The 24,591-nt window shown below is 67.7% G+C and carries 25 protein-coding genes; 5 read left to right on the top strand and 20 right to left on the bottom strand.

The window, feature by feature from the left end; translation table 11 throughout:
* Positions 1-13: 13 nt before the first annotated feature.
* The 5 genes from ABIE24_RS02670 to ABIE24_RS02650 all read right to left on the bottom strand — a co-directional run bounded on the left by ABIE24_RS02670 (position 14) and on the right by ABIE24_RS02650 (position 4,409).
* A complete protein-coding gene (locus ABIE24_RS02670) occupies positions 14-799 on the bottom strand; it encodes an alpha/beta fold hydrolase (protein WP_354496552.1) in 786 nt (261 codons plus the stop codon).
* A gap of 80 nt (positions 800-879) precedes the next feature.
* Positions 880-2,109, bottom strand: coding sequence for a YhjD/YihY/BrkB family envelope integrity protein (locus ABIE24_RS02665; protein WP_354496551.1), 1,230 nt, complete (start codon positions 2,107-2,109; stop codon positions 880-882).
* Between the two features lie 95 nt (positions 2,110-2,204).
* Positions 2,205-2,723 carry an SRPBCC family protein gene (locus ABIE24_RS02660; protein WP_354496549.1) on the bottom strand — a complete coding sequence of 173 codons (519 nt, stop codon included), beginning with the start codon at positions 2,721-2,723 and terminating at the stop codon, positions 2,205-2,207.
* A 100-nt stretch (positions 2,724-2,823) separates the two neighbouring features.
* Complete coding sequence (locus tag ABIE24_RS02655) at positions 2,824-3,231, bottom strand: DUF7715 family protein (protein WP_354496547.1); 408 nt, start codon at positions 3,229-3,231, stop codon at positions 2,824-2,826.
* Between the two features lie 59 nt (positions 3,232-3,290).
* Positions 3,291-4,409: a carboxylate-amine ligase gene (locus ABIE24_RS02650; RefSeq protein WP_354496545.1), complete on the bottom strand. Its 1,119-nt coding sequence runs from the start codon at positions 4,407-4,409 to the stop codon at positions 3,291-3,293.
* A gap of 86 nt (positions 4,410-4,495) precedes the next feature.
* On the opposite strand from ABIE24_RS02650, the gene ABIE24_RS02645 reads away from it, so the two are divergent.
* Positions 4,496-5,305, top strand: a complete 810-nt coding sequence (locus ABIE24_RS02645) for a class II glutamine amidotransferase (RefSeq protein WP_354496543.1) — start codon at positions 4,496-4,498, stop codon at positions 5,303-5,305.
* Between the two features lie 117 nt (positions 5,306-5,422).
* Here ABIE24_RS02645 and ABIE24_RS02640 read toward each other — a convergent pair whose 3' ends face one another.
* A complete protein-coding gene (locus tag ABIE24_RS02640; protein WP_354496541.1) occupies positions 5,423-6,748 on the bottom strand; it encodes an MFS transporter in 1,326 nt (441 codons plus the stop codon).
* A gap of 134 nt (positions 6,749-6,882) precedes the next feature.
* Between ABIE24_RS02640 and ABIE24_RS02635 the strand changes: the two genes are divergently transcribed.
* Positions 6,883-7,740 carry a LysR substrate-binding domain-containing protein gene (locus ABIE24_RS02635; RefSeq protein WP_354496539.1) on the top strand — a complete coding sequence of 286 codons (858 nt, stop codon included), beginning with the start codon at positions 6,883-6,885 and terminating at the stop codon, positions 7,738-7,740.
* 26 nt (positions 7,741-7,766) lie between these two features.
* On the opposite strand, the gene ABIE24_RS02630 is transcribed toward ABIE24_RS02635, so the two are convergent.
* The 6 genes from ABIE24_RS02630 to ABIE24_RS02605 form a co-directional block, all read right to left on the bottom strand.
* The gene (locus ABIE24_RS02630; protein WP_354496537.1) at positions 7,767-8,216 is read right to left on the bottom strand and encodes a nucleoside deaminase; all 450 of its coding nucleotides are present in this window, start codon (positions 8,214-8,216) and stop codon (positions 7,767-7,769) included.
* Positions 8,217-8,279: 63 nt separating this feature from the next.
* Positions 8,280-9,179, bottom strand: coding sequence for an ABC transporter permease (locus ABIE24_RS02625; protein WP_354496536.1), 900 nt, complete (start codon positions 9,177-9,179; stop codon positions 8,280-8,282).
* The gene (locus ABIE24_RS02620; RefSeq protein WP_354496534.1) at positions 9,176-10,252 is read right to left on the bottom strand and encodes an ABC transporter permease; all 1,077 of its coding nucleotides are present in this window, start codon (positions 10,250-10,252) and stop codon (positions 9,176-9,178) included. The genes ABIE24_RS02625 and ABIE24_RS02620 overlap by 4 nt, the downstream gene beginning before the upstream one ends.
* Positions 10,249-11,904: an ABC transporter ATP-binding protein gene (locus ABIE24_RS02615; RefSeq protein WP_354496532.1), complete on the bottom strand. Its 1,656-nt coding sequence runs from the start codon at positions 11,902-11,904 to the stop codon at positions 10,249-10,251. The genes ABIE24_RS02620 and ABIE24_RS02615 overlap by 4 nt, the downstream gene beginning before the upstream one ends.
* Positions 11,905-11,911: 7 nt before the next feature.
* Entirely contained in the window at positions 11,912-12,985 is a 1,074-nt protein-coding gene (locus tag ABIE24_RS02610) for a BMP family protein (protein WP_354496530.1), read from the bottom strand.
* A 187-nt stretch (positions 12,986-13,172) separates the two neighbouring features.
* Entirely contained in the window at positions 13,173-14,756 is a 1,584-nt protein-coding gene (locus tag ABIE24_RS02605; RefSeq protein ID WP_354496528.1) for a LuxR C-terminal-related transcriptional regulator, read from the bottom strand.
* Between the two features lie 124 nt (positions 14,757-14,880).
* On the opposite strand from ABIE24_RS02605, the gene ABIE24_RS02600 reads away from it, so the two are divergent.
* Positions 14,881-15,528, top strand: coding sequence for a hypothetical protein (locus tag ABIE24_RS02600; RefSeq protein WP_354496526.1), 648 nt, complete (start codon positions 14,881-14,883; stop codon positions 15,526-15,528).
* On the top strand, positions 15,525-16,151 hold the full coding sequence (locus ABIE24_RS02595; protein ID WP_354496524.1) for a hypothetical protein: 627 nt from the start codon (positions 15,525-15,527) through the stop codon (positions 16,149-16,151). The genes ABIE24_RS02600 and ABIE24_RS02595 overlap by 4 nt, the downstream gene beginning before the upstream one ends.
* A 283-nt stretch (positions 16,152-16,434) precedes the next feature.
* Here ABIE24_RS02595 and ABIE24_RS02590 read toward each other — a convergent pair whose 3' ends face one another.
* Positions 16,435-17,493 (bottom strand): NAD(P)-dependent alcohol dehydrogenase, encoded by a 1,059-nt coding sequence (locus tag ABIE24_RS02590; protein WP_354496522.1) that lies wholly within the window; start codon positions 17,491-17,493, stop codon positions 16,435-16,437.
* Positions 17,494-17,617: 124 nt separating this feature from the next.
* The gene (gene prpB / locus ABIE24_RS02585) at positions 17,618-18,523 is read right to left on the bottom strand and encodes a methylisocitrate lyase (RefSeq protein ID WP_354496520.1); all 906 of its coding nucleotides are present in this window, start codon (positions 18,521-18,523) and stop codon (positions 17,618-17,620) included.
* A gap of 145 nt (positions 18,524-18,668) precedes the next feature.
* Between prpB and ABIE24_RS02580 the strand changes: the two genes are divergently transcribed.
* Positions 18,669-19,400, top strand: a complete 732-nt coding sequence (locus ABIE24_RS02580) for an IclR family transcriptional regulator (protein ID WP_354496519.1) — start codon at positions 18,669-18,671, stop codon at positions 19,398-19,400.
* A gap of 4 nt (positions 19,401-19,404) precedes the next feature.
* Here ABIE24_RS02580 and ABIE24_RS02575 read toward each other — a convergent pair whose 3' ends face one another.
* Genes ABIE24_RS02575 through ABIE24_RS02550 form a run of 6 tightly spaced genes read right to left on the bottom strand, consistent with a single transcriptional unit; the run spans position 19,405 to position 24,566 of the window.
* Positions 19,405-20,268, bottom strand: a complete 864-nt coding sequence (locus ABIE24_RS02575) for an alpha/beta hydrolase (RefSeq protein ID WP_354496517.1) — start codon at positions 20,266-20,268, stop codon at positions 19,405-19,407.
* Between the two features lie 32 nt (positions 20,269-20,300).
* Positions 20,301-20,999, bottom strand: coding sequence for an SDR family NAD(P)-dependent oxidoreductase (locus ABIE24_RS02570; protein ID WP_354496515.1), 699 nt, complete (start codon positions 20,997-20,999; stop codon positions 20,301-20,303).
* On the bottom strand, positions 20,996-21,637 hold the full coding sequence (locus ABIE24_RS02565; protein WP_354496513.1) for an isochorismatase family protein: 642 nt from the start codon (positions 21,635-21,637) through the stop codon (positions 20,996-20,998). Before ABIE24_RS02565 ends, ABIE24_RS02570 begins: the two co-directional genes overlap by 4 nt.
* Positions 21,634-21,945: a Dabb family protein gene (locus ABIE24_RS02560; protein WP_354496511.1), complete on the bottom strand. Its 312-nt coding sequence runs from the start codon at positions 21,943-21,945 to the stop codon at positions 21,634-21,636. The genes ABIE24_RS02565 and ABIE24_RS02560 overlap by 4 nt, the downstream gene beginning before the upstream one ends.
* Positions 21,946-21,960: 15 nt before the next feature.
* Positions 21,961-22,707 carry a maleate cis-trans isomerase family protein gene (locus ABIE24_RS02555; RefSeq protein ID WP_354496509.1) on the bottom strand — a complete coding sequence of 249 codons (747 nt, stop codon included), beginning with the start codon at positions 22,705-22,707 and terminating at the stop codon, positions 21,961-21,963.
* 35 nt (positions 22,708-22,742) lie between these two features.
* Positions 22,743-24,566 (bottom strand): FAD-dependent monooxygenase, encoded by a 1,824-nt coding sequence (locus tag ABIE24_RS02550; RefSeq protein ID WP_354496507.1) that lies wholly within the window; start codon positions 24,564-24,566, stop codon positions 22,743-22,745.
* Positions 24,567-24,591: the final 25 nt, after the last annotated feature.

Below are 24,591 nucleotides of genomic sequence, written 5' to 3'. Positions count from 1 at the left end.
GCCCGGCCCGGGATCAGCCGTCGACCTGAAGGAACTCCAGCGCCGCCGCCCGGAAGTCCTTCGACGTCGGAGCGTTGAAGTGGTTGCGGCCGGGGATCTCATAGAACGTCCCGTGCGGCGCTGCGCCGGCCAGCGCCCGCGACTTCTCGAGGATCGAGTCTTCACTTCCCGTCGCGAACAGGACCGGCTGCTGCGGCGGGTTCCCGGGATCGGGCTGAACGCCTCCGCGCATCCCCTCGACGAGCGAGATCAGCGCGGCAAGATCGTTGCCGCGGATGCCGCTGGCCATCGTCACATAGGCGGCGGTCAGCCTGTCGGTCGGGGCGACCCCGGTCTCGAGGCAGGCCCGCGCCTCCTCGGTACGGAATCGGGTGAGCGGATCGCCGTCGGGGATGCCGCCGAGGACGGCGTGGGTGATGCGGCCCGGCAGTTCGAGGCAGGCCTGCCAGCCCACCCGCGCACCGAGCGAATAGCCGACGAAAAGCGTCTCGTCGAGCATGAACGTGTCGAGCACATCGAGCAGGTCGTCGACGAGCAGCGGCATCGTGTACGCGTCACGGGTGTGCGGTTTGCTGCTGGCCCCGTGCCCGCGCTGGTCGATCGCAATCACACGGTATCCGGCGCGCCCCAGAACCCGGGTCCAGCCCGAGTGGTGCCAGTTCAGAAGCCCGCCCGAGGCGAAGCCGTGAACGAGCACGACCGGTTGCCCGCCCGGATCGCCGAACTCATACGTGGCGATGCGGATGTTGTCGCGTGCGAGCACGAAACGGGGGTCAGGCGAGTCAGGGACCAGGGGCATAGTCCCATTATTGCGGCGACAAACGCATGCGCCCCGCTGAAATGGCGGGGCGCATGCGTGCCGGGATATTTCGGGGACGGTCAGCTCTTGCGGCTCTCCTCGTCGCGCTTCTCGGCCTCACGCCGTTCCGCGTTCCGAATCCGCTCGGCCTTGCGGCCCTCCGCTGTCTTGGTTTCGGTTGTGCTGGATTCGGCGTGATCCTCCGCCTCGCCGTCGTGCTCGTCGGTGTCGGCGCTGTTCCCAGCAGTTTCACGCAGCTTGCGCCCGCTCTCGATGTCTTCCTTCTCCTTCTCCTGCTTCTTCTCGCTCGCCTTCGTGTCGCGCGGCGGCAGCTGGAGCGAATCCTCAGCTTCGATCCCACCCTGCAACTGCCGACCCCGCTCCATTTCGGCGTCGAACTCGGCGCCGAAGAGCAGGGAGAGATTCACAATCCAGAGCCACAGCAGCATGACGATGACACCGGCGACACTGCCGTACGTCTTCTCATAGTTTGAAAAGTTCGCGACGTAGACGAAGAAGGCGAGCGATGCCAGTGCCATCACAACGAGGGCGATCAGGGCGCCGAGTGACATCCACCGGAACTTCGGCTGCTTCACGTTCGGGGTGCCCCAGTAGAGCACGGCGACCATGAGCACCGCGAGGAACGCGACGACCGGCCACTTGGCGATGTTCCAGACGGTCAACGCAGCGTCGCCCAGTCCGATCGCGGATCCGATGGCTTCGGCGATGGGCCCGGAGACGACCAGGAGGAGGATGATCGCCACCGCGATGACGAGCAGCACGACGGTGATGAGCACGACCACGGGGCGCAGCTTCCAGAACGGCCGACCCTCATCCACTTCGTAGATCTGGTTCATGGCCTGGCTGAACGCGCTGGTGTAGCCGGATGCCGACCAGATCGCCCCGAGCAGACCGACGACGAGTGCCAGTCCGGCCGTATCGGAACTTGCGAGTTGTTCGATCGGCTGACGGAGCGTCTCGGCGGTTGAGGCATCCCCGAGGCTTTCCACGATCTGGAGCAGCATCTGCGTGGTCTGTTCGGCCTGACCGAACAGACCGATGAGCGAGAGCAGGGCGAGAAGGGCGGGGAAGATCGCGAGCACCGCGTAGTAGGTCAGTGCAGCCGCCAGGGTGGTGCACTTGTCACTGCCGAATTCGCGCAGGGTCCGCTTGAAGACATATCCCCACGCTGGCTTCTTCACATCGGTGGGGTCGTCTGGTTTACGCGAGTCCTCCGGGTCCGGAGCGTTCCGCTCCTTGGCCACGCTGTCTTCGCGGCCTTTGTCGTTGGTTTTCGAATCCGTGCTCATGTCGCCCCTTCAGGATTGCCGGGCACAACCCGGGTTTCAAGGTTCCACGCACGGTTCAATTCAGGCCAGAGGGTCGACGGATGCCGTCGGCAAAGTTATAGTGCGGCGTGGCCCTCCAGTTCGGGCTGCCCCACGGCGTCCACGAGCCGGTCGAGGGTCTGGCTCCAGCCATCGTGCGGGCCATCTGTCTCCCACACCCGGACCCGGTCTGCTGGCCACGAATCCGGCAGCGCCAGGGTGAACACCATCTCGGTCAGCTCGCCGCGATTGCCAAGCACCACCGTCGCAAGCGGGCCATCGTCCAGATGGGCGCGGTCGATCTCGGGCCACCCGCCGACCGCGCCCCAGTAGAAGGAGAGCCGGCCGGGCGGCGTGATCTGGCGGTAGATGCCTCCGGTGATGTAGCTCGTTGCCCCGTCGACGACCATCCGCTGCCGCCACTCGCCTCCGACGGTCAGGTCGACCTTGATCGGCTCCGCCGGGGTCGGCTGGGCAGGGTTGAAGAACCAGTGCAGGTGGTCCGGGTCTGTCCAGGCTCGGAAGGCGCTGTCCTGGGGCGCGTCGAGGACGCGCGTCAGGGTGAATCCACGATGGAGCTCATAGGTGGCGGTCATCTATACAGTTCACCGGCCGAACCGGCCAGCGTCAACCGCCCTCCCCGCGTGCGCATCGAGACCGTCCGACGAGATCGACGACAGGTCGCGTGTCGCCCGCTCAGGTACCTCGACCGAGGACTTGCACGAACGCAAACCCTGCGCTGCGGCCGATCACCGAACCGACCGGCCATCGGTTCGCCGTGGCGCGGGACGTCCGCACCATCGTCGCGGCGTTACCGTTGCGCGCACACTCACGACAGCATCCGCCCGCGACCATCTTCCAAAACTGTTTGACGTCGACAAATGGCAGGTCCGCGATGATGGCCTGCGTTGTCAGCCTGCCGGAGCCCGCCCCGATGAACGAGTAGCCGGCTACGCAGTCGTCGACGTCGCACGAGCACGGGCCGGGGTCGATGAGCAGCTCGCCTTCGATCGCGAGAGAGTTGATGCTGCCGTCGTCGGTTTCCACGACCGGTGGTGCCACGAGTACCTTCATGATGTCCTCCATCGAGATGAATAGGTTCATCCGGCACATCTCAGGTATACGACGACCCTCCGACATTTCAGACGTCAGCGGGCAGCCGATCAGAGAGCGTCCTGCCCCGAGGTCACCCGCGCAAGATCCGCCACAACGTCGACGAGGTGCCCCGTGCGCCGGAAGACGGCGCGCTGACGGTCGGCGCCGTTGCCGCGCCCGAGCACCTCACCCGCCTGAAACTCGACGAGCGCCTCGTCGCCCGATTCCGCGAGCGCGGGCCGCACATGCGTGATCAGGTCCGCCACCACGTCTGCGGCCGGTCGCGGCTGGAGCGTCAGTGGATCGAGCAGGGTGCCGCCGACGCCGTAACGGCCGGCCTGCCAGGTCGCGAGGCGCAGCATCGATGCGGGAATGGGCGGAGCGGCGCCGCCGGCCTGCCAGGAGGACGCGGCGGTCTCCACGAGTCCACGAACGAGGGCGGCGATCAGGACGGTGTCGGCGGCATCCGCACAGACATCGGCCACCCGGATCTCCACCGTGGGCACATGATGCGACAGGCGGGCGTCGAAGTAGACCATCCCCTTGTCCATCATGACGCCCGACGACAGCATGGCGTCGACGGTGGCGTGGTAATTGGCCGCCGATCCGAACACATCGGCGGGTCCGGCGGTCGGCCAGCGGAGCATCGCCTGCGACCGGAAGCTCGCGTAGCGGGTGTCGAGACCCTGCCAGTAGGGGGAGTTCGCGCTGAGCGCGGTCAGCACCGGTAGCCAGCAGCGGATCCGGTCGAGAACGGCGACGCCCTCGTCGTCGGACTCCACCGCGACATGCACGTGGCAGGCGCAGGTCAGTTGCTCGCTCGCGGTGATGCCGAAGGTCTGGGCGATCAGCAGGTAGCGCGGGTCAGGAAACTGCCGCGGCTCGACGGGAAGCGGCGACGTACCAGACGCGATCACGCGTACACCTGCCTCGCGGGCCGCGGTGATCGCCCGGTTGCGGCAATGCCGGATGTCATCGGCCAGCTCGGTCAGATCGGCGTGTGGCGCGGAGTTCGTCTCGAGCATCTGCTGCTGGAACTCGTGCTCCAACGATCCGCTGAGCCGACCGGGGTCCGATCCGGCGACCACCCCACCGGCATTCTTGAGGATCCGCGTCGCGACGGATCGCGGTCCGCCGCTCTTGGGATCCACCAGCAGGAGCTCTTCTTCGACCCCAACGGTTCGCATGGGTCCAGTGTCCCAGCCAGAATCAGTTGCCACCAGCGAAAGAATGGAGAAAGCTTGACCGCGAACAGTCGAAAGGGGGTCGAGACGTGTGTCGATTGCTTGGCTATGTCGCCAGCCACCCTCTCGCGGCCGCCGACGTGCTCGGCGCATCCGGGTTCAAGGCGTTCACCTCGCTGGCCTCGCTGCATGGTGACGGCTGGGGGCTGGCCTGGCGCGGTGCCGACCAGGCGACGCATGCCGTCTCGCGGCCGGATTCCGCCGCACTCGACCCGCTGTACGGGGAACTCACCCGGGAGCCGCTCGGATCCGCGGGCCTCGTGCACTTGCGCTGGGCGACCGGAGGGCTCCCTGTTGTACCCGAGAACACGCATCCGTTCACCGACGGCGACTACGCATTCGCACACAACGGCAACATCAAGCCGATCGCGCGGCTCGAGGAATTGCTCACGCCGGCGTCGATGGCGAAGCTCAGGGGCGACACCGACAGCGAGCGGTACTTCCGGTTCGTGATGCAGTGCATCGGCGAGAGCGACAGCGAGGCGGAAGGGGTCACGCGGGCGCTGCACCGGCTGGAACACGAATTCCCGAACGTGAGCCTCAACGCGCTGATGCTGACGCCGGAATCGCTGTTCGCGATCCACGTGAACAGCAAGGCGACGTCGCCGCCGCGCGCGCTGACCACGTTGTACGAATCGGATGCCGACATGCCGCACCGGCACGCGACCGAGTACTACTTCATGGACTACAAGATCACTCCCGACGCCGTGTTCGTCATCTCGAGCGGCATCGACGAGCCCGGCTGGCTGGAGGTGCCGCCCGACTCCGCCGCGATGATCGACCTGCGCACCCGCGAGTTGACGAGGCTCGAGTTGCTACCGGTGGGCCCAGGAGCCTGACGGGCTCGGGGCTTGTTTCTCGGGCCCCGGCGCACGTGTTCACGCCGTCCGGTCGAAAACACCCCGCGCGCCGGGTGTTCCGGTCCGGAGTGAGTGAAGTCGCCGCGATCGCCCTCGTCAGAACCGCGGTGCGATGCTCACCGACGGCAGAAAGCGATTCGCCCGCACCTGCAGGCGCAGCTGGCCGCGGCGCGCCAGCACGGCCCCGACGACGACCGCAGCGAGAGCGGGAACCCCACCAGAAATCACCATGCCGGCGTGGGCGCCGAACTGCTCGATGATCAGGCCCATGAGCGGTCCGCCGATGGCCTGTCCGCCGAGCAGGACGAGGACGTAGAGCGACATCACACGGCCACGGATGGCAATGTTGCTCGACATCTGGATGAGCGAGTTGCACGCCGTCAGAAACAGCAGGCAGGCCAGACCGACGGCAACGAGGCTCGCCGTGAACAAGGCGATCGTCGGCATCAGCCCCGCTGTTGCCTGCAGCAGCCCGGTCAGCCCGACCCCGATCACGATGGTGCGAAGGCGGATCGACGTTCGCCGAGTGGAGAGCAGCGCCCCGACGAGCGCACCGACCGCGAGCATGGAGTTGAACAGTCCGTACCCGCCGGGCCCTACGGCGAACACGTCCGCGGCGTAGGAGGCGAGGATGACCGGCATCGTCAGCCCGAACACCGAGAAAAACGCGATGAGGATCACCGGGTAGAGAATCGTCGGCTTCGCGACGGCGTAGCGCAGCCCTTCCCGGAGCTGCCCCTTCGCGCGCGGTGCCGGCGTAAGCCGAGTCATCTGGCCGGTGCGGAGCATCCCGAGCATGACCATGACGAGGAGACAGGCGATCCCGTTGAGCACGAATGCGGGGCCGGCTCCGACGGTCAGCAGAAGCACGCCGGCGATCGCGGGCCCGATCATCCCGGACAGCTGGAACACCGATGAGTTGATGCTGATCGCGTTGCGCAGCTTGCGTTGTCCGACGAGTTCGGAGACGATCACCTGGCGTGCCGGATTGTCGACGACCGTGACCAGCCCCGTGGCGAACGCAATCGCGAAGACGTGCCAGGCCTCGACGACCCCGAGCAGCGTGAGAACGGCCAGCCCGAAGGCGAGCACGGCGAACAGCGCCTGCGTGACCAGCAGCAGCATCCGCTTGCTGTACCGGTCGACGATCACTCCGCCGAACAGACCGAAGAACAGCATCGGCGCGAACTGCATGGCCACGGTGATGCCGACGGCGGTCGCGCTACCGGTGAGCTCGAGGACGAGCCAGTCCTGGGCGATGCGCTGGGTCCAGCCGCCGGTCATGGCGAGAAGGTTGCCGACGGTCCAGATTCGGAAGTTCGGCACGTCGAGCGCCATGAAGGTCTTGCGCCAGGGCAGGGGTCCGGTCTGCTGCGACACGGGTTCGGTGGGCGGGAATGCGGGCGAGGGCGCGGAGGCCACGAAAATTCTCCTGAACGTCGGGAAAGGCGGATGCCGCTGTCAACGTTAGCGACGACATCCATATTCGGACCCTCAATGGATAGAATAAGTGCCATTGCGTTGTCGAATGACGCTCATCGAAGGTCAGGGTATCTGTGTACGATCCGGTGCTGTTGAACACCTTCCTCGTGGTCGCCGAAACGCATAGTTTCACCAATGCGGCGCAGCGACTCGGCATCAGCCAGCCGACGGTGAGCCAGCAGATGAGCAAGCTGGAGCGGGCGGCGGGGCGGATGCTCATCGTCCGCGACACACGCGACGTGCGCCTCACCGACAACGGTGACGCGATGGCCGGATTCGCCCGCACGATCCTCGCGGCGCACGCGGCGGCGGAGAGCTATTTCAACGGGTCGGCGATGCGCGGCCGGCTGCGTTTCGGAACCGCAGACGACCTGGCCATCACGCAGTTGCCGAGGATCCTGAGGCATTTTCGGCAGCTCTATCCTGAGATCAACCTGGAGCTCACCGTCAACCAGAGCGCACCGCTGCAGCGGCGGCTGGAGGCCGGTCACCTCGACCTGATCTTCGTGAAGCAGAGTTCGGGTGAATCGAACGCCAGCACGCGGGTGGCCAAGGACACCATGGTGTGGATCGGGCAGGAGACCCTGACGTTCGGCGAGGCGGGACCCGTGCCCCTGATCGCGTACCAGGCGCCGAGCCTCAGCAGGCAACTCGCCATCGACGCCCTCGAGTCTGCCGGGCGGACGTGGCGGATCACCTGCAATACCCGCGACGTCAATGGGGTGCTCGCCGCCGTGCGCGCGGGGATCGGAGTCGCGGTGTTCCCGCACTCGCTGATTCCGTCCGATCTCGTCAAGGTCAGCGACAGGTTCGGACTGCCGGAACTCGGCGACGTCGACTACGTGCTGATGGCGAACCCGTCGGCGGCGAAAGAACCGGTGCAGGCGCTCATGTCGGCGATCATGAGTCGCGGGGTGCGACGCGAGGAGTAGGCCGGGGCTCGGAAAGGCGGCCGACGTCAGACCCCGATGTCCTCGTTCCACAACTCGGGCTCCGCGGCGATGAACTCGGTCATCAGTTCGACGCACTCCGCGCTGTCGAGCACGACGACGTCGACGCCCCGTTGGCGGAGGTAGTCCTCCCCGCCGTAGAAGGTGCGGTTTTCGCCGATGATCACCCGCGGGATCTTGTACAGCAGGATCGCCCCCGTGCACATGTCGCACGGTGAGAGCGTGGTCACCATCGTCGCCCGCGCGTAGACGCTCGCCGGCAACCGGCCCGCGTTCTCGAGACAGTTGGTCTCCCCGTGATGGATGGGGCTGGCATCCTGCACGCGGCGGTTGTGCCCGGTGGCGAGCACCTTCCCGTCGACGATGAGGGCCGCCCCGATCGGGATGCCGCCCTCAGCGCGGCTCTTGCGCGCCTCGGCGATCGCTGCATCGAGTTGTTGGCTGTCAGTGAGAGGCATGATTACTCCATTCGAAGAACACAAGAGGGGCGGATGCCGCGGGCGGAGAAAACAGGACGGTCATCACGCCCGCCGGTACGGCTTGAGGTAGGCGCCCGGGTAGCGGACGCCCCGGCCCCAGATCGCCAGCGCCGCGATGACGACAAGATAGGGGAAGGCGATGAGCAGTTCGTTGGGCACGTCGCTGAACAGCGGCGTGATCGCGAGCTGCAGCTGGAGGGCATCGGCGACGGCGAAGAGCAGCGCACCGCCGACCACCGGCCACACCTGCCACCGCCCGAAGATGACCAGGGCGATGCAGATCCAGCCGCGGCCGCTGACGATGTCGATGGTGAACGAGCCGAGCAGTGACAGGGTGAGGAATGAGCCGCCTAGCGCCATCAGCGCTCCGCCGAGGATGAGAGCCGCGTACCGGGTCTTCGCGACCGGGATACCGGCGGCATCCGCTGCTTCGGGGTTCTCTCCCACGGCCCGCAGCCGCAAGCCGAACCCACTGGACCGGAACACCCACCACACCGCGGGCGCCAGCACGAGGAAGGCGACGTAGGTCATCGGGTATTGCGAGAGCAGGCCGCCGCCGGGCAGCAGCCGGTCGAACTTCTCGGTCGTGGTCTGTGATCCGTCGCTGAACAGCAGCCGGTTGGTGAAGTTGCAGACGGCGACGAGCAGCAGCGTCGTCCCGATGCCGGCGACGTGCTGGTTAACGCCGAGGGTCACGGTCAGCAGGGCCATCAGCGCCCCGGCGAGGAGCCCGGAGACGAGCGCCGCCCCGACGCCGAACGCGAGGGATCCGCTCATCGCTGTCGCGAGGAAGCCGCAGAACGCCCCGGCATACATGGTGCCTTCGATGCCGAGGTTGAGTACGCCCGCACGCTCGTTGATCACCGCTCCGAGCGCCGCCCAGACGAGCGGCGTGGCGATGGTGAGGGTCGCGGCGAGGATGGCGAAGACGGGCAGGTTCACGAGGCCTCCCCCGCCACACGGGACCGTCGGCGGAACACCAGACGGTAATGCCGCAGGGACAGCACCGAGACGACGGCGAGGAGCAGGGTCGAACTGACGATCGCGCCCATCTGCGTCGGCAGCTGCAGAGTGATCGACGCGTTCTGCGCCCCGACCGTCATGGTGCCGAGCAGCAGCGCGACGAGGAGAACGCCGCCGGCGGTCAGCCCGCCGAGCGCGGCGACGACGACGCCGGTGTAGCCGTATCCGCTCGAGATCCCGCCGGTGAGCTGGTGCTGCACGCCGAGCACCTGCACCGCCCCGCCGAGCCCGGCGATGGCACCGGAGATCAGGGCGCAGCGCCACTGCAGCCGCACGACCGGGATGCCGGAGAATTGCGCGGCCCCGGGTGCCTGGCCCGCCGCCTTGAGCCGGAGCCCAAGCGGCGTGAACGACATCACGACGAAGGTGACGATCACGAGCACGAGCGCGATGACGAAACCCCAGTGCGTCCGCGTTCCCTCGACGATGGCGGGCAGCGTGTAGCCGGCGCCGTACCGGTCGCTGTCGGGAAAGCCGCTCTCGGAGTTGCGCCACGGCCCGTTGAGGAGCCCCTGGATCAACAGCAGCGCGACCGGGTTGAGCAGCAGCGTCGTGACCACTTCGTCGATGTGGGCGTGGCGTTTCAGCCAGGCCGGGACGACCGCCCAGGCCGTTCCGCCGATCGCGCCGGCGCCGAGCGCCAGCGGCAGGGCGACCGCGGCTGGGGCGTCGGCGAGGTACAGCCCGGGCACGGTCGCGGCGGCAGCGCCGGCGAGGAACTGCCCCTCCGCGCCGATGTTGTAGTAGCCGACACGGAACGCGATGGCGACGGCGAGACCGGTGAAGATCAGCGGTGTGGATGCCAGGAGCACCTCGTTGAGGCCGCCGACGGTCGTCAGCGGCGTGACGAGGTAACGCTGGTACGCGGCCATCGGGTTCGCGCCCGCGAGCCGGATCGGACCGGCGGTGAGCAGCAGCGTCACGAGCACGGCAATGGCCACGGCGGCCGGAGCCAGCCAGCGGGATTCGCGGGCGCGGAGGAGCACTTTCATGCGGCATCCCCGGCTCGTTGTCCGGTCATCAGCAGGCCGAGCGACTCGTGGGTGGCCTCGGCGGCGGGCAGTTCGCCGAGGATCTCGCCGGAGAAGATGACGGCGATGCGGTCGCAGATGCCGAGGAGCTCGTCGAGGTCCTCGGAGATGAGCAGCACCCCGGCCCCCGCGTCACGGAGGGCGCGCAGCTGCGAGTAGACGTACTCGCACGCGCCGACGTCGAGTCCGCGGGTCGGCTGGGAGGCGACGAGGGCGCGCGGGTTGCGGGAGATCGCCCGCGCGAGGAGCACCTTCTGCATGTTGCCGCCGGACAGCGACCGGATCGGGTCGCCGGGCTGCGCACGGATGTCGAAGCGTTCGATCAGCCCGGCCACGTGGTCGCGGATGCTACGGCGGTCGAGGAACGGCCCACGGCGGAACCCGTCGAGGTCTTCGAGCACGAGGTTCTGCGCGACGGTCAGCGCCGGGATGACGCTGCCCTTGCGGTCCTCGGTCAGCCGGCCGAGCCCGGCGCGGATCCGTCCGGCCGGGTCGAGGTCGGAGATGTCCGTCCCCGCGACGATGACGGACCCGCCCGTCGCGGGCAGGGTTCCGCAGAGCACCGACACGAGCTCGGTCTGGCCGTTGCCAGAGACCCCGGCGATGCCGACGATCTCGCCGTGGCCGACGCTCAGGGTGATGTCGTTGAGCACCGTCGATGTCGTGGTGCCGAGGCTGATCCCGCGGAGGGCGAGGGCCGGTTCGGCGATCGCACGCGGGGCGGATGCCGGCGGCGCGGCATCCGGGATCGTCGCCGGTGTGGCATCCGTCGCGGCATCGGGCGCCGTCGTTTCGTCGAGCTCGAGTCCGATGCTCGTGGCGAGGGCGGGCGATTCCTCGTCGACGAGCGCGGCCGACCCGACCATGAGGGCGGCGATGTCACGGGGGGCGAGGCCGGACGCGGGCCGGGAGGCGACGATCTTGCCTCGGCGGAGGATGCTCACCCGGTCGGCAATGCGGGTGACTTCGTGCAGTTTGTGGGAGATGAAGATGACGCCCATGCCGTCGGCGGTGAGCCGTTCGATGGACTCGAACAGCAGCTCGACATCTTGAGGCACGAGCACGGCGGTGGGTTCGTCGAGGATGAGGACGCGGCAGTCGTGGAACAGCGCCTTGACGATCTCGACCCGCTGGCGTTCGCCGACCGACAGGGTCTCGACGATGGCATCCGGGTCGATGGTGACGCCGATCCGCCCGGCCGCCGCCAGCACGCGGCCCCGGGCATCGGAGCGGGAGATGCGGCCGAACCCCACGCCCGCGAGCATGAGGTTCTCGGTGACGGTCATCGTGTCGACGAGGGAGAACTCCTGGGTGACCATCCCGATGCCGGACGCCATGGCATCCGCTGGCGAGACGATGCGGGTGGTCGCGCCGTCCACGCGGATCTCGCCGCTGTCGGGCTGGCTGAGGCCGAAGAGGATGCGGGTCAGCGTCGACTTGCCCGCGCCGTTCTCTCCGAGCAGCGCGTGGACCTCGCCGGGCAGCACAGTCAGCGAGATCGAATCGTTGGCGACGACCGCGCCGAAGGTCTTCGTGATGTCGACGAGTTCGGCGAGCGGGGTGGGGTGCGGGGCGGCGCCGGTCGACGCCGCCCCGGTGGTGCTGGAGTTCACGGAGCGCTTACTCGCCGATCGTGGTGGAACCGGCGGGGGCCTCTTCGTTGATCGGGGTTTCGAAGCTGCCGTCGAGGATCTCGGCCTGCTTCGCTTCGACCTTCTCGACCAGGTCAGCGGGGATCTCGAAGGCCGTTCCGGTGTTGATCGGCGCGATCGAGCTGCCGCCGTTCACCATGAACGAGTACTCGGCGAGGTTCGACGCCTCGAACTCGTCGGCGACGACCGCTTCGACGACCGCGTCGACCGTGGGGCGCATGTTCCAGAGCAGCGACGTCACGACGTGCTCAGGGGCCTGGTCCTGCTGATCGACCATCATGCCGAAGACCGGCAGGTTGTTCTCCTGGGCGGCGGCGATGACACCGTCGCGTTCGGCGAACAGCACGTCCGCTCCGCCGGCGATCGCGGCTTCAGCGGCCTGCTTCGCCGTGGCCGGGTCGAAGAACGAGTTGATGAACGAGACCGTCACCGTCGCCGATGGGTTGGTCTCTTCGACGCCGGCGATGAAGCCGTTGACGATGCGGTTCACCTCGGGGATCGGCATGGCGCCGACGACGCCGATGGTGCCGGACTTCGTCAGTCCACCGGCGAGCATGCCGGCGAGGTAGGCCGGGTCCTGCATCCAGTTGTCGAAGACGCTGAAGTTCGGCGCCTGCTCTTCTCCGCCGGAGCCGAACGCGAACGCGATGTCGGGGAACTCGGTGGCGACGGCACGCACGGCGTCTTCGGCGGCGAAGGCGTCACCGATGATGATGTCGGGCTTCTGGTTGGTGGCGATGTCTCGGAGCGCGCGTTCCATCTCGTCGGCGGTGTGCAGGTTGTCGGTGTGGTCGTAGGTGATCAGGCCGTCTTCCTCGGCCGATTCCAGCGCGGCGTGGATGGCGCCGTCCCACGGCTCTTCGAGCGGGGTCGCGAACGCGCCGAAGACCGAGGGCACGTCGGCGGCGCCGGGCTCGGTCGTCGCGTCGTTTCCTTCGTCGCCGGTCGTTCCGCCGCAACCGGCGAGGACGAGGGCGGCTGCGGATGCCACGCCCAGCGCGGCGAGGAATCTGCGGGGGGTGCGGGAGGAACGTCGGAGCATGAGGAGCCTTCTCTCTCGGGTGATGCCGGGTGGTGCCTGCTGTAGTCCTTCTGGTGCTGGTGCTGCGTGGGCGCCAGGGTGCGCCTTCCTTCCGAGAATAGGCCCACGGCATCCGTCGTGTCAGGCGGTGTTATTTCTCGCTCGTTAACTTTCTGGGCGGCCCTCGGCCTCGTCGCTGACGCAAAACTCACTGTTGCTTCAGAAACCACACCGTCAACGCCGATCGGGACGATACCCCCAGCTTGTGCAGGGTGTTTGCCACGTGATTCTCGACCGTGCGCTCCGACAGAAACAACCGCTCGGCGATCGCCCGGTTGCCGAGCCCCTCGGCGACGAGGGCAGCGACCTCCGTCTCGCGCGCGGTGAGCGGATGCCGCGCGCCGCCACGAGAGGACGTCGCGAGGTCGCCGCCCGCCTCCACCCCGAGCCGGTCCAGTTCGGCCCGCGCCTCGGCTGCGTAGTGCGCGGAACCCAGCCCTTCGGCGAGCGCGAGCGCGGTCTCGAGGTGGCGCCGGGCGGCATCCGTCTGGGACCGCAGCGCAGCCAGGCGTCCAAGGGCGAGGGCGACCGGCCCGCTGGAGGGCGTCAGTGCGAGAGCGGCAGCCTGCATCCGCTCGAAGGGAAGGAGGTCGTCGTAGAGTTCCCCCGCGGCATCCCGGTCGGCGAGATAGACACAGACTGCGCTGTGCCCGACGGCCCCGATCAGCCATTCCAGACTGTGCCGGGGGAATTCGGCCAGGTGCGGACGGATCGCCTTCCACATTGCCTCCACCTCGGTGCGGCGCCCCTGAGCGGTGAGGAGGCCGGCGAGCCAGCCGCGCGCGAAATACGGGGCATCCTGCAGCACCGCGCGAACGGAGGCCTCAGCCTCTTCGAGACCCTCGCCGGTGCGCAGCGCGATGTCACTCGTCATGATGAGGTGCATCCAGCTCGCGCTCGCGTCGCCTGCACCCTCGGCGAGACTAAGGGCGTCGTCGGCCCGCTCCCGCGCGTCGGCGAACCGTCCCTCCAGGTGCAGGAGCACAGCGTGCACGAGCGCCAGTCTCCAGTCCCAGAGCGGCTCGCGCATCCGCCGGACGACGGCGGTCAGCACCGCCAGTTCGGCGGTCAGTTCGACGAGGCGCCCGAGCTGCAGCAGCGCATTGATACGCCAGAGCAGCCCCCACGAGAGGTCGTCGTCGTTGCCGATTCGCCGGCCGAGCTCGATCGTGCGGTCGGCGATCGCCAGCCGGTCATCGACGTAGCCCACCCACACCTGCTGCACCTGGAGCGCGTTGAGGGTGAGGAAGGCTGCATCCGGATCGCTCGTCGTGACATCCGGCAGCGCCTCATCGAGGATGAAGTAGCGGGTGGCGACCCACGGGCTTCCCGTGACGGCGAGCTGCGCACGCACGCGCGCCGATCGTGCCGGGTCGCTCTCGCCGAGCAGCGCGAGGGCTTCGATGCAGAGTTCGTGGATCTCGGCTTGCAGCGCGAAATCCATGACGCCGCGAAGCACGACGGCGGCGTCGGCCATCGCGGCAGCATCCGCACGCGAGCGGGCGAGATCGGCGATCGCGGTGCAGGTGTGCCAGGCGACGGCGGTGCGGCCGGCGCGGGCCTGGCTGCGGGCCTTCTCGAGGAGCAGGTCGGTCGAGCGGATGCCGTGTCCGGCGGAGAGAGCGACCGCCGCGTCCCACAGTTCAGCGGCTTGAGCGTGCTCCCGACGCGCCGTCGCCTCCTGCGCTCGGCGGACCGCGGTCTCGAGGTCGGTGTCGCGGGGCTCCGTCACGCCCTCATCGTAGGACCGCCTCGGGCGGCGGATCTAGGTGGGAATCCCCGTATTTCCACGGATGCCGCCGGTCGCGCCCGCGAGCAGACTGAAGCCACGAGGCCATCAGAGAAAGGACACCATCATGGTCACTGCAACCGAAACGCTCGCGGGGCTGCGAGCCCGTCGTGTCGAATCCTGGGGTGCGATCGGGTTCTGGGGCGGGATCGCGGGCGCACTGTCGGCGATGCTCCTCATCGTCTACCCGCCGCAGGTATCACCGGACCACTTCAGCTACCCGTTCCGCGGCATGGGGTTCACGATCGCGCAACTGTTCTTCGCACTCCAGCACGTGACGATGATGCTCGTGGTCGCCGGTCTACTGCGCACAGCGGCGGGGCACTCGCGGCTGGCGCGCGGCGGCATTGGCGCCGCCATTGTCGGGCTTCTCCTCATGTCCGTGGTCGAGCTCGTCGTCATTTCCGCGGCGGATGCCGTCGTAGGAGATCCGCTCTACGACACGATGTCGTCGCTGTACGGCATCCCGACGATTCTCACCGCGACGGGACTTGTCGTCGGAGGAATCGGCATCCTCCGCGTGGGGGTGTGGCGGAGCCGGACGCGGCTGCTGCCCCTGATCCTCGGCGTCTACGTGTTCGTCGTGCTGACGCCCGCGCTGTTCGGGCCGAACTGGCTCGGCCGTGTCGCTATCGGCCTCTGGTGCCTGCTGTTCGCGCTGCAGGGCTGGATCCTCTGGCGTGGCACGCTGTCGCGAACGGTGGTGGAGTCATGAACAGACGTCGGCTGAACCCGATCCTGGTCGGGGCCGTGGGGGGCCTCGCGTGGTCAGCCAGCCTCCGCGGTTTCATGGTCGAGATCGCCGGGTCGGAATCGCAGTTCAGGTGGTTACGGACGTTCGGTGGCATCCTGATTCCGAGCACGGTCGCCGGTGGTCTGATCGGCTGGGCCGAGGTGAGGCGTCGTGCTGGACGCCCGGTCCGGGCGGTGATCCTGGCGCCGCTCCTCCCGTCGGTGGTGACGCTGGCGATGCCGGGGCAACTCGCGTCGGTGGTCACGACCGGGCAGGGCACCGCAGGCCCCGCCGTCGCGCTGATCGGGATGGCCGGCGGCTACGCGCTCTCGCCCGGTGGCCGGGTGTGGGCGCGGGTCGCCTGTGGCACTGTCGCCTTGTCGATCGTGCCGCTGTGGGCGGCGTTCTCGACGCAGATCGGAGAGACGCCCGCGGTCACGACCCCGCGGGGCGCCTGGACGGCGGTGCTCTTCTGGTCACTGCTCGCGGTGCTGGCGTTCGCCTGCACTGTTCCGTTGCGGCGGGCGGATGCCGCGCCCTCCGGCCTCACGGGCACCTCCGCTCGCGCCCAACTTCCCGCTCGCTTGAGGGAGCGCAGCGACTGAAGTGTGCGGGCCGGAGTGCTGCTCCAGCCAGCGGGGGCGGATTACACCGTCAATGACCCACGTATACGGCACGGGGTCACCCGTTGCGGACGAGGTCATCCGGTACGTCGGATGACCTCGTCCGGAACGGATGACCTCGCCACGAGAGAGGGGCCTCGGCACGAAAGCGGTGCAGGTCACTCGTCGCCACGACAGAAACGGCTGCACCACCCCAGCTACGACAAAACGGCTGGACTTTTCGAAAAAGTCCAGCCGCTTTCGTCGTTTCAGCGAGGGATGCGACCTAGGCGGCGGGCGCCGGGATCGTCGCCGTGTCGATGACGAACCGGTAGCGCACGTCGCTCTTGATGACACGCTCGTATGCGTCGTTGACCTGGTCGGCATCGATCACTTCGATGTCGGCACCGAGCCCGTGCTCAGCACAGAAGTCGAGCATCTCCTGCGTCTCACGGATGCCGCCGATGTTGGATCCGGCGAGGCGGCGGCGTCCGCCGACGAGGGAGAAGACGCTGAAGGTCTGCGGCTTCTCGGGCAGCCCGACGAACACCATCGACCCGTTGAGGGTGAGCATCGACAGGTAGTCGTCGATCGGCAGGTCCGCCGAGACCGTGTTGATGATCAGGTCGAAGCGCTTGCGGTTCGTCTTGAAGGTCTCCGGGTCGCTCGTGGCGAAGTAGTCGGTGGCGCCGAGCTTGAGCCCGTCCTCCTGCTTCGACAGCGTCTGGCTGAGCACGGTCACGTCGGCGCCGAGCGCCGCGGCGATCTTGACGCCCATGTGGCCGAGCCCGCCCATGCCGACGATCGCGACCTTCTTGCCCGGGCCGGCGCCCCAGTGCTTGAGCGGCGAGTAGGTGGTGATGCCCGCGCAGAGCAGCGGTGCGGCTTCGTCGAGGCCGATGCCCTCGGGGATGCTCAGCACATAGTTCTCGTTCGCGACGATCTGGGTGCTGTAGCCGCCGTGGGTGTTCTCACCCGTGTATTCGCGCCCGTTGTAGGTGGCGACGTTGCCCTTGAGGCAGAACTGCTCCTCGCCGGCCAGACAGTTGTCGCACTCGCGACAGGAGTCGACGAAGCATCCGATGCCGACCCGGTCGCCGACCGAGTGCTTGGTGACATCCGCCCCGACGGCCGTGACGATGCCGGCGATCTCGTGGCCGGGGACCATCGGGAAGATGCCTGCGCCCCACTCCTCACGGGCCTGGTGGATGTCGGAGTGGCAGATGCCGGCGAAGGCGATGTCGATCTGCACGTCGTTCGCGCCGACGTTGCGGCGTTCGATGGTGGAGCGCTCGAAGGCTGCTCCGGGGGATGCGGCGACAAGCGCGGGCACGGTGGTGGTCAAAGGGATACCTCCGGAGTGGGTGGGGCAGGCGCGTGTGCACCCGCGGTAATCGTCAAGGCTACAACGGCTCCCCGGGGATCCCGGCCCGCCGCCTGGAGCGAGCTGCGCTCAGGTAGAGCCGCCCTCAGGTCTCTGCGTCTCCCCCGGCCGCGAACACCCGATTGTCGAAGGCGGAGTATTCGTCGTAGCCGAGCAGGTCGTAGAGCTCGTCCCTGGTCTGCATCTGATCGAGGCTGGCGTGCTGCGACCCGGTTGCGAGGATGTCATCGATCCCGCGCTCCATTGCCCCCATGGCCAGTCGCATCAACGTCATCGGATAGATCGCGACGTTCACACCGAGGTCGATCAGCTGCTGGCGCGTGAGCGGCAGTCCACGTCCGAACTCGTTGAGGTTCACCATCAGGGGCACCGTCACGCTTGCACGCATGGCCTCGTATTCGGCGGCGCCGCTCAGCGCCTCCGCGAAGATCACATCGGCGCCCGCCTCTTCGTATGCTCGGGCCCGCTCGATCGCATCGGCCAGGCCATTCACGTTTCTGGCGTCAGTCCGGGCGATGATGGCGAAATTCTGGTCGCGACGGGCAGAGACCGCGGCGGTGATCCGGCGCACAGCAACACCCCGGTCGACGACAGCGACGCCCTCTGAGTGGCCACACTTCTTGGGGTTCACCTGATCCTCGATATGACACCCGGCCAGTCCTGCATCCTCCAGGCTCTGGATGCTCCGGGCAACGTTCATCGGCTCGCCGAACCCCGTGTCGGCGTCGACGATCGCCGGGATGTCGACCATCCGGGCAATCTGGTGCGCGCGGGAGGCCACCTCAGTGATGGTGGTCAGGCCGATATCGGGCAGTCCGAGGTCGGCGGCGATCATGTGGCCGGAGATGTAGACCCCGTCGCAGCCTTTTCGCTGGATGATCTGGGCTGCGAGGGCGTTGAAAGCACCCGGAAGGGTGATCAGCGCACCGCTTGCCAGGCGCTCGCGGAAGACCCTACGCTTCTGCTCGGGCGTGGTCGCGGAATACAACACGGGAGTTCCCCTCTCGGTGCGGGGCGGTCCGAGCCGCCGAAGCGCCATCAAATTTCATATTATGCAAACGGTAGTCGCTCAAAGTGATAAAGTGAACGCCATGGGGCCAAAGCGAAGCGCGACAATTCTCGGAAACGACCATCGGGTGCCAGGGACGGAAAGCGGGCGACGCCTGCTGAACGTTCTGCTGAGCTTCTCTGAGTCGCGGCCGCTGTGGACGGTGACGGAACTGGCGAGCACCCTCGAGCTCAGCCCCTCGATGGTGTACCGCTACATCGCCTTGCTGCGCGAGGTCGGCCTCGTCGACGGCGCCCCCGACAGCAAGTACCGCGTGACCGACCTGGCGGCGTCGCTCGCTGCGGCGGCAGGCGCCGCCCGTGCCCCGCTCGGAGAAGCGGCATTGCCCGTGCTCCTGAGGCTGCGAGACGCCATCGACGAGACGGTGCTGGTTGCCCGCAGAAGCGGATGGCGGGTCTTCACTGTCGACCGGGTCGAGTCGCGCAAACCCGTGCGGCTGCAGTTCGAACCCGGCCAGGCCATGAACCTTCACACCGGTTCGATGCCGCGCGTTTTGTTGGCGACGATGTCGCCCAGCGAGCGGGAAAAGTACCTTGCGAGCCTCGATGAGCAGACTCGGTCCGCTCCGGCGCTCAGCCGTGACGCGCTCGACCAGGTGGCCACTGAGGGCGTGACCGAAAGCTTCGAGGAGATCGACGAGGGGATCTGGGGCGTCGGGGCCGCCATCGTCGTGAAGGGTGAGACGCTCGGCGCGATCGGCTGCGCCGCCCCGATCTACCGCAACGACGCCGACAAACGGCGGATGATCCGCGAACTCGTCGTGGGCGCTGCCGGTGACATTGCCCGGTCGATGAGCTGACACCTCATCGCCACGCATCGACTCCGGCCACCACCGAGACGAAGTCGGCGACCCGCTCGGTGACCTCCTTTTCGTAGCCGTGGTACCAGTGGTCAGAGTCCGGCATCCTCGCCGGGTAGGTGTCGACGGTGAGCCCGTCGTAGATGTCGGTCCACAGGCCGTCACGGGACTCGGTTCCTCCCCAGCCCATGAGAACCGGGGACGGAAGGGCGTTGACCCGGTCGATCCAGAACTCGCTGCCGGGCTGCGCCACGCGCTCCCGCAGGGACTTCGCGCTGATCGCCCAGTACCAGGACGGCAACGGGATGAGCTCGTCCGGTCGCCCGGCCGCGATGAGGTCGTCGGCGTGAGCGAGCGCGCGATCGAGGTCGGCGGCATCCGGCCACCACCAGGAGAGCGCCACCTTGTTGTCGGTGAGCGGTGACAGCAGGATCCGCCCGACGATGTCGTCGCCCTCGGGCGTGAAGACGCCGGCGTAATATCCGCCTGACGAGTGCCCGGACAGGATGATCCTGGTGAAGCCCTCGGCCCGGAGGAAGTCGACGGCGGCGTGGATGTCGGCCTCGCCGTCGGCGAGCGACTCATACATGCCACCGGCCACCGGGACGTCGTCACGGTCGGTGTTATAGGCGAGCGCATGGCAGCGCATGTTCACGGCGAAGTGCGCAACTCCGCGCAGGGCGTCAGGCAACCACCGGGCGTGGATGTCGAGCATGGTCGCTCCCTTGCCGTGCACGTGCAGCAGCACAGTGCCGGCACCCGCCTCGGATTCGGCGGGGTAGAGCACGGAGTCCAGCTCCCAGCCGTCCGAGGTGACGAGTGTCACCAGCTCGGCTGAGCGGCGGCGGGTGGGCTGACGTGACGCCATGGGAAACTCCTGAGGTTGAGGGACGAAAGAATTCAGTGCATGACCGTGCCGCCATCGATCACCAGGGTCTGCCCGGTGATGATGCGCGCATCGGATGAAGCCAGGTAGCGCACGGTCGAAACCACGTCGCTGATGGCGAGGTCGACGGGCAGGGCGCGGCTGTCGCGGAAGGCGGCCTTGCGTTCATCGGACCAGACGCCCTCGTTGCGTTCGGTGGAGATGAGACCGGGAGCGACGGCGTTGATCCGCACGCCGTCCGGCCCGAACGCGAACGCCAGCGCCTTCGTCATCCCGATCACTCCGGCTTTGGCCGCCGCGTAGAACACCATCTCCGCGTGGCCCTTGAACGCGATCGCCGACGCGATGTTGACAACGGCTCCGGATGCCGCGCGCAGCGCCTCCCGGCAGGCCCAGGTCGCGAAGTAACTCGAGTTGAGGTTGATGTCGACGTACGTCTTCCACAGCTGCGGGGTCAGGTCGTCGAACGAGGTCAGCGGCCACACACCGACGCCGTTCACGAGCACGTCGATGCTCGGGATGTCGCTGAGTTCGGCGACAGCGTCGGGGTCGCTGAGGTCGACGATGTGGGCGATGCCGCCCACACGGCGAGCGACCTCCGTCGCGGTCGGCGACAGGTCGACGACGTGGACGCTGTAGCCGTCGTCGGCGAAGGAGCGAGCGAGCGCCTGCCCGATCTCGCCCGCTCCCCCGGTGACGACCGCCGTCTTCACGCGCGTTCGCCCCGCATCAGCGCGGCAGCAGCCTCGCCGGAGACGACCTCGCCGATCTTCGCCTGGATGTCGAACAGGTTCGCCTCGTGCGGCCCGGGGAGCCGGTCGCCGACGGCGTCGGCGACGACGATCGGGATGAAACCGTTCTGCATGGCATCCGTCGCGGTTGCCCGGATGCATCCGCTCGTGGACAACCCGGTGATGATGAGGGTGTCCACTTTCATCGCGGTGAGCATGGCCTGCAGTGAGGTGTGCGCGAAAGCGCTGGGGTACTGCTTGACGATCTCGATGTCGCTCCCGTCGGGGGCGAGGCCCTCGATGTAGCCGCTGAACGCGCTGTCGGGCTCGAACCACTTCAGCGCCGGCACCTTCTTGATGAAGACGCCGCCGTTCAGGCCGGCCGGGTCGTGCTCGACCCGGGTGATGATCACGGGGATGCCGGCATCCGTCGCGACCTGCCGCATCCGCCGCATCCCCTCAGCGGCGTCTTCGACACCGGCATAGAGCGGACACTCCGGGTTCACGTATGCCTCGGCCGGGTCGACGATGATCAACGCGAGGCGCTCCCCTGCCTGCAGTTTGCCCTGCAGCCCGGCGGCCTCGTAGTCCGAGACGTCGGTCGGCTCCGAAGCGGTCACAGCGAGACCTCGGCGAAACCGGTGGTCTGCAGGAACGACTTGGCGACGATCACCGGGGCGATGCGCTCCGCCACGAGTTTCTGGTGGGCGGGGTGCGCCCCGTAGTTGCGCCAGGCGTCCTCACTGTCGAAGCTGAGCTGAAAGATCAGCCCGGCGTTGCCGTCCTTGAGGCCGGCGTCCTGGGCGACGGCCACGCTCGTCAGGCCGTCGATCTGGCCGAGCATCGCGGCGAGACCGTCAGCGATCGCCTGCCGGTCGGCGTCGGTGGCCGTCGGGGCGAAGGTGAGCATTCCGATGTGCGTGATCATGTCGATTCCTTTTGCTTAGTGCTCGGAGAAGAGCGAACCGAAACCGTCGAACTGGTCGAGGATGCCGTTGGTCCGGTAAGCGTGCCACACCGTCGCCGTATTGATCGCGAGCACGGGCTTGCCGAGTTCGATTTCCATCTCGGGGGCGACCCGGGCTACGGGAAGGTTCGTGCCGGCCTGGATGAGCAGGTCGACGTCGTCGGCGTTGACCTTGCGGAACGCCTCCTTGATCTCTTCAGGCGTCACATCGCCGATCGAGGTTGCGGTTTCACACTTGAGACCGTGCACCTCGGCCACTTCGAAACCCATCTGCTCGAAGAAGTCGCGGACCTGCTGGTCGCCGACCGGCTGGTACGGGGTGATGACGCCGATCTTCTTTGCTCCGTAAGCGTCGAGGGCCGCCTTACAGGCGAGCGCGCCGGTCGTGACGTCGAGCCCGTTGGAGAGGTCCTTCATCCACTTCTCGAATTCGGCCGCTCCGTCTGCACCGCCCCAGAAGGTTTCGGCGCTCATACCCATCACCAGGTAGTCCACCTTGGCGGTGACGACGTCGCGGACGGCGCGTCCGATCTCGGTGCGCAGTCCCTCGAGGAACCGCACGAAAGACGCGTCGTCGTTGAGCACCGGGTCGGGGATGTAGATACGGCCGGTGTGCCATGAGACACCCTCGACCCGCATCCAGTTGAACTCGGCTTCGACGACGGTGTTCGTCGACGGGAGGATGAGCCCGAACTGTGCGCGGGGTGACGATTGGCTGGTCATTGTGCTCCTTGAGAGGTCGGGTGAGAGTGGATGGGTCAGTGCGCTGGCGCCGGGACGGCGAGGCAGACGCCGGCGAGCGTGAGGCGCTTGAGCGACGGCAGGCTGTCGGGGTCCACCGCGAAGACGACGAGGGGCACCTCGGGAACCGCCCGGTGGATCCGCGCGATGTCGTCGGCGTCGGTCACCCAGACCCCGAGCAGGTCGGCTCCGGCCTTGACGTAGGCGGCTCCGCGGTCGATGGTTTGCGTGACCGCGTCCTCGCTGAACGGCCCCGCGGTCGCGAGGACGAGCATGTCATGTCTCGTCCCGATGGCGGCTGAAACGGCGGACGACACCTGGTCGGGTGGGGTGCTGCCGTGGTCGCTGAATGCGACCGCTGCGATGTTGGCGCGTTCGAGAGCGGACACCGCGCCGGACACCCCGGACGGGACCTCGGTGCCGTTGAGTTCGACGATGAGAGGCCCCGAATCGTCGCCCACCAGGTCGAGCGATTCAGCCGCTGTCCTGCCCTTCGACGCGGGGACGAACGCGACAGTGTCGGATTCGCTCTCGGAGTCCCAGAGGTGCCCGATCCGGGCGCCCTCGCGGATGGAGTCGGAGAATTGCTGCCCGGCCGGTGCGGCGGGAGCGGGACGCACGGGGCTGAGTCCCCGGGTCATGCGCCTGCGCGACACCTCGAATGAGGCGATCATCGAGGTCTTCCGGAGGTACGCCCGGGCGGCAACGGGATCCGCGGCGATCGCGGCCATCTCCGCCATGCGGCTGTTGCGGTTGCCGGCATCCCGTTCGCGCATTTCCTCGTAGTTCTTCTGCGTGTTCTGCTGCACGTCGCTGGCCGCGGCATCCCGCCGGACCTTCGCGTAGGTCTCGACCGCGCGCCGGGGGTCGCCGCCCTCGAGCGCGAAGCGCACCGCCTGAACGGCAGCGTGGGCGTCGTGGATTCCGCTGTTCATCCCCATCCCGCCGAGCGGGTTGTTGATGTGCGCGGCGTCCCCGGCGAGCAGGATCCGTCCGTGACCGAACGTGGCGGCGAGGCGCTGGTGCACTTTGTAGATCGTGCTGTGGGCGACCGGGTACGGTTCGCTGAGCGGCACGACACCCTGAAGGCGTTCTTCCACGCGGGCCGGGTCGAGCGCTTCTTCGTCGGTCTCGTCTTCGGCGATCGGGAACAGCACACGCCAGTGGTTCGGCGTGCGAAGCAGCACTCCCCAGTCGTCGGGGTCGTACACGTAGCTGACGTAGGCCAGGTCGTCGTAGTCCTCGAGGAAGTCGTGGGTGGTGGATGCCACAAGGAATCGTTCCGGGTAGGTGACACCCTCGAAAGCGATGCCGAGCGAGTTGCGCACGGCTGACCCGGCACCGTCAGCGCCGATCAGCCAGTCGGCGGTGTACGAGGGGGTGCGCCCGTCGCCGGGGAGGAAGACGTAGGCCTTGTCACGCCCGAGTTCGACCCGCTCGACCGGAGCGTTGTAACGCAGCGTGACGTGGGGCATGGCCTCGAGGTGGCGGCGGATGATCCGCGTGATGTTGCCCTGCTCGTTCTGGATGCGGAACGGGAACGGGGTGTCTCCTTCGAGCAGGCCCATGTCGAGGTGGGCGATGAGCTCGCGGTTGCGCCCGCGGTACTGGAAGCCGGGTGCCTTGAGACCGGTCGCGATCAGCTCGTCGACGACGCCGAGTTCGGCGAGGATCTCCAGGCTCGGCGGATGAAAGGTCGACGCCCGCGACTCAGTGGACAGGTCTGCCCCCGCCTCGAGGACGGTGACCGGGATGCCGGCGCGAGCGAGGCTCAGGGCCGCGGTCATTCCGACCGGACCCATTCCGGCGATGACGATGGTGGGTGGGGTGTCGCTCGTCATGTTGTTACCTTTCGACGAAGCCGAT

Origin of the sequence: Mycetocola sp. 2940 (assembly GCF_040548835.1) — a bacterium.
Lineage (GTDB): Bacteria > Actinomycetota > Actinomycetes > Actinomycetales > Microbacteriaceae > Mycetocola_A.
The sequence above is the reverse complement of the archived record's forward strand: the minus strand, read 5'-3'. Positions and strand labels throughout refer to the sequence as shown.

What these genes read in the sequence shown, in the direction of transcription:
- ABIE24_RS02555 (WP_354496509.1), bottom strand. Translation starts at nt 22,707, where the DNA reads ATGACCAGCCAATCGTCACCCCGCGCACAGTTCGGGCTCATCCTCCCG.
- ABIE24_RS02560 (WP_354496511.1), bottom strand. Translation starts at nt 21,945, where the DNA reads ATGATCACGCACATCGGAATGCTCACCTTCGCCCCGACGGCCACCGAC.
- ABIE24_RS02550 (WP_354496507.1), bottom strand. Translation starts at nt 24,566, where the DNA reads ATGACGAGCGACACCCCACCCACCATCGTCATCGCCGGAATGGGTCCG.
- ABIE24_RS02660 (WP_354496549.1), bottom strand. Translation starts at nt 2,723, where the DNA reads ATGACCGCCACCTATGAGCTCCATCGTGGATTCACCCTGACGCGCGTC.
- ABIE24_RS02610 (WP_354496530.1), bottom strand. Translation starts at nt 12,985, where the DNA reads ATGCTCCGACGTTCCTCCCGCACCCCCCGCAGATTCCTCGCCGCGCTG.
- ABIE24_RS02665 (WP_354496551.1), bottom strand. Translation starts at nt 2,109, where the DNA reads ATGAGCACGGATTCGAAAACCAACGACAAAGGCCGCGAAGACAGCGTG.
- ABIE24_RS02650 (WP_354496545.1), bottom strand. Translation starts at nt 4,409, where the DNA reads ATGCGAACCGTTGGGGTCGAAGAAGAGCTCCTGCTGGTGGATCCCAAG.
- ABIE24_RS02655 (WP_354496547.1), bottom strand. Translation starts at nt 3,231, where the DNA reads ATGAACCTATTCATCTCGATGGAGGACATCATGAAGGTACTCGTGGCA.
- ABIE24_RS02575 (WP_354496517.1), bottom strand. Translation starts at nt 20,268, where the DNA reads ATGGCGTCACGTCAGCCCACCCGCCGCCGCTCAGCCGAGCTGGTGACA.
- ABIE24_RS02670 (WP_354496552.1), bottom strand. Translation starts at nt 799, where the DNA reads ATGCCCCTGGTCCCTGACTCGCCTGACCCCCGTTTCGTGCTCGCACGC.
- ABIE24_RS02600 (WP_354496526.1), top strand. Translation starts at nt 14,881, where the DNA reads ATGGTCACTGCAACCGAAACGCTCGCGGGGCTGCGAGCCCGTCGTGTC.
- ABIE24_RS02630 (WP_354496537.1), bottom strand. Translation starts at nt 8,216, where the DNA reads ATGCCTCTCACTGACAGCCAACAACTCGATGCAGCGATCGCCGAGGCG.
- ABIE24_RS02620 (WP_354496534.1), bottom strand. Translation starts at nt 10,252, where the DNA reads ATGAAAGTGCTCCTCCGCGCCCGCGAATCCCGCTGGCTGGCTCCGGCC.
- ABIE24_RS02595 (WP_354496524.1), top strand. Translation starts at nt 15,525, where the DNA reads ATGAACAGACGTCGGCTGAACCCGATCCTGGTCGGGGCCGTGGGGGGC.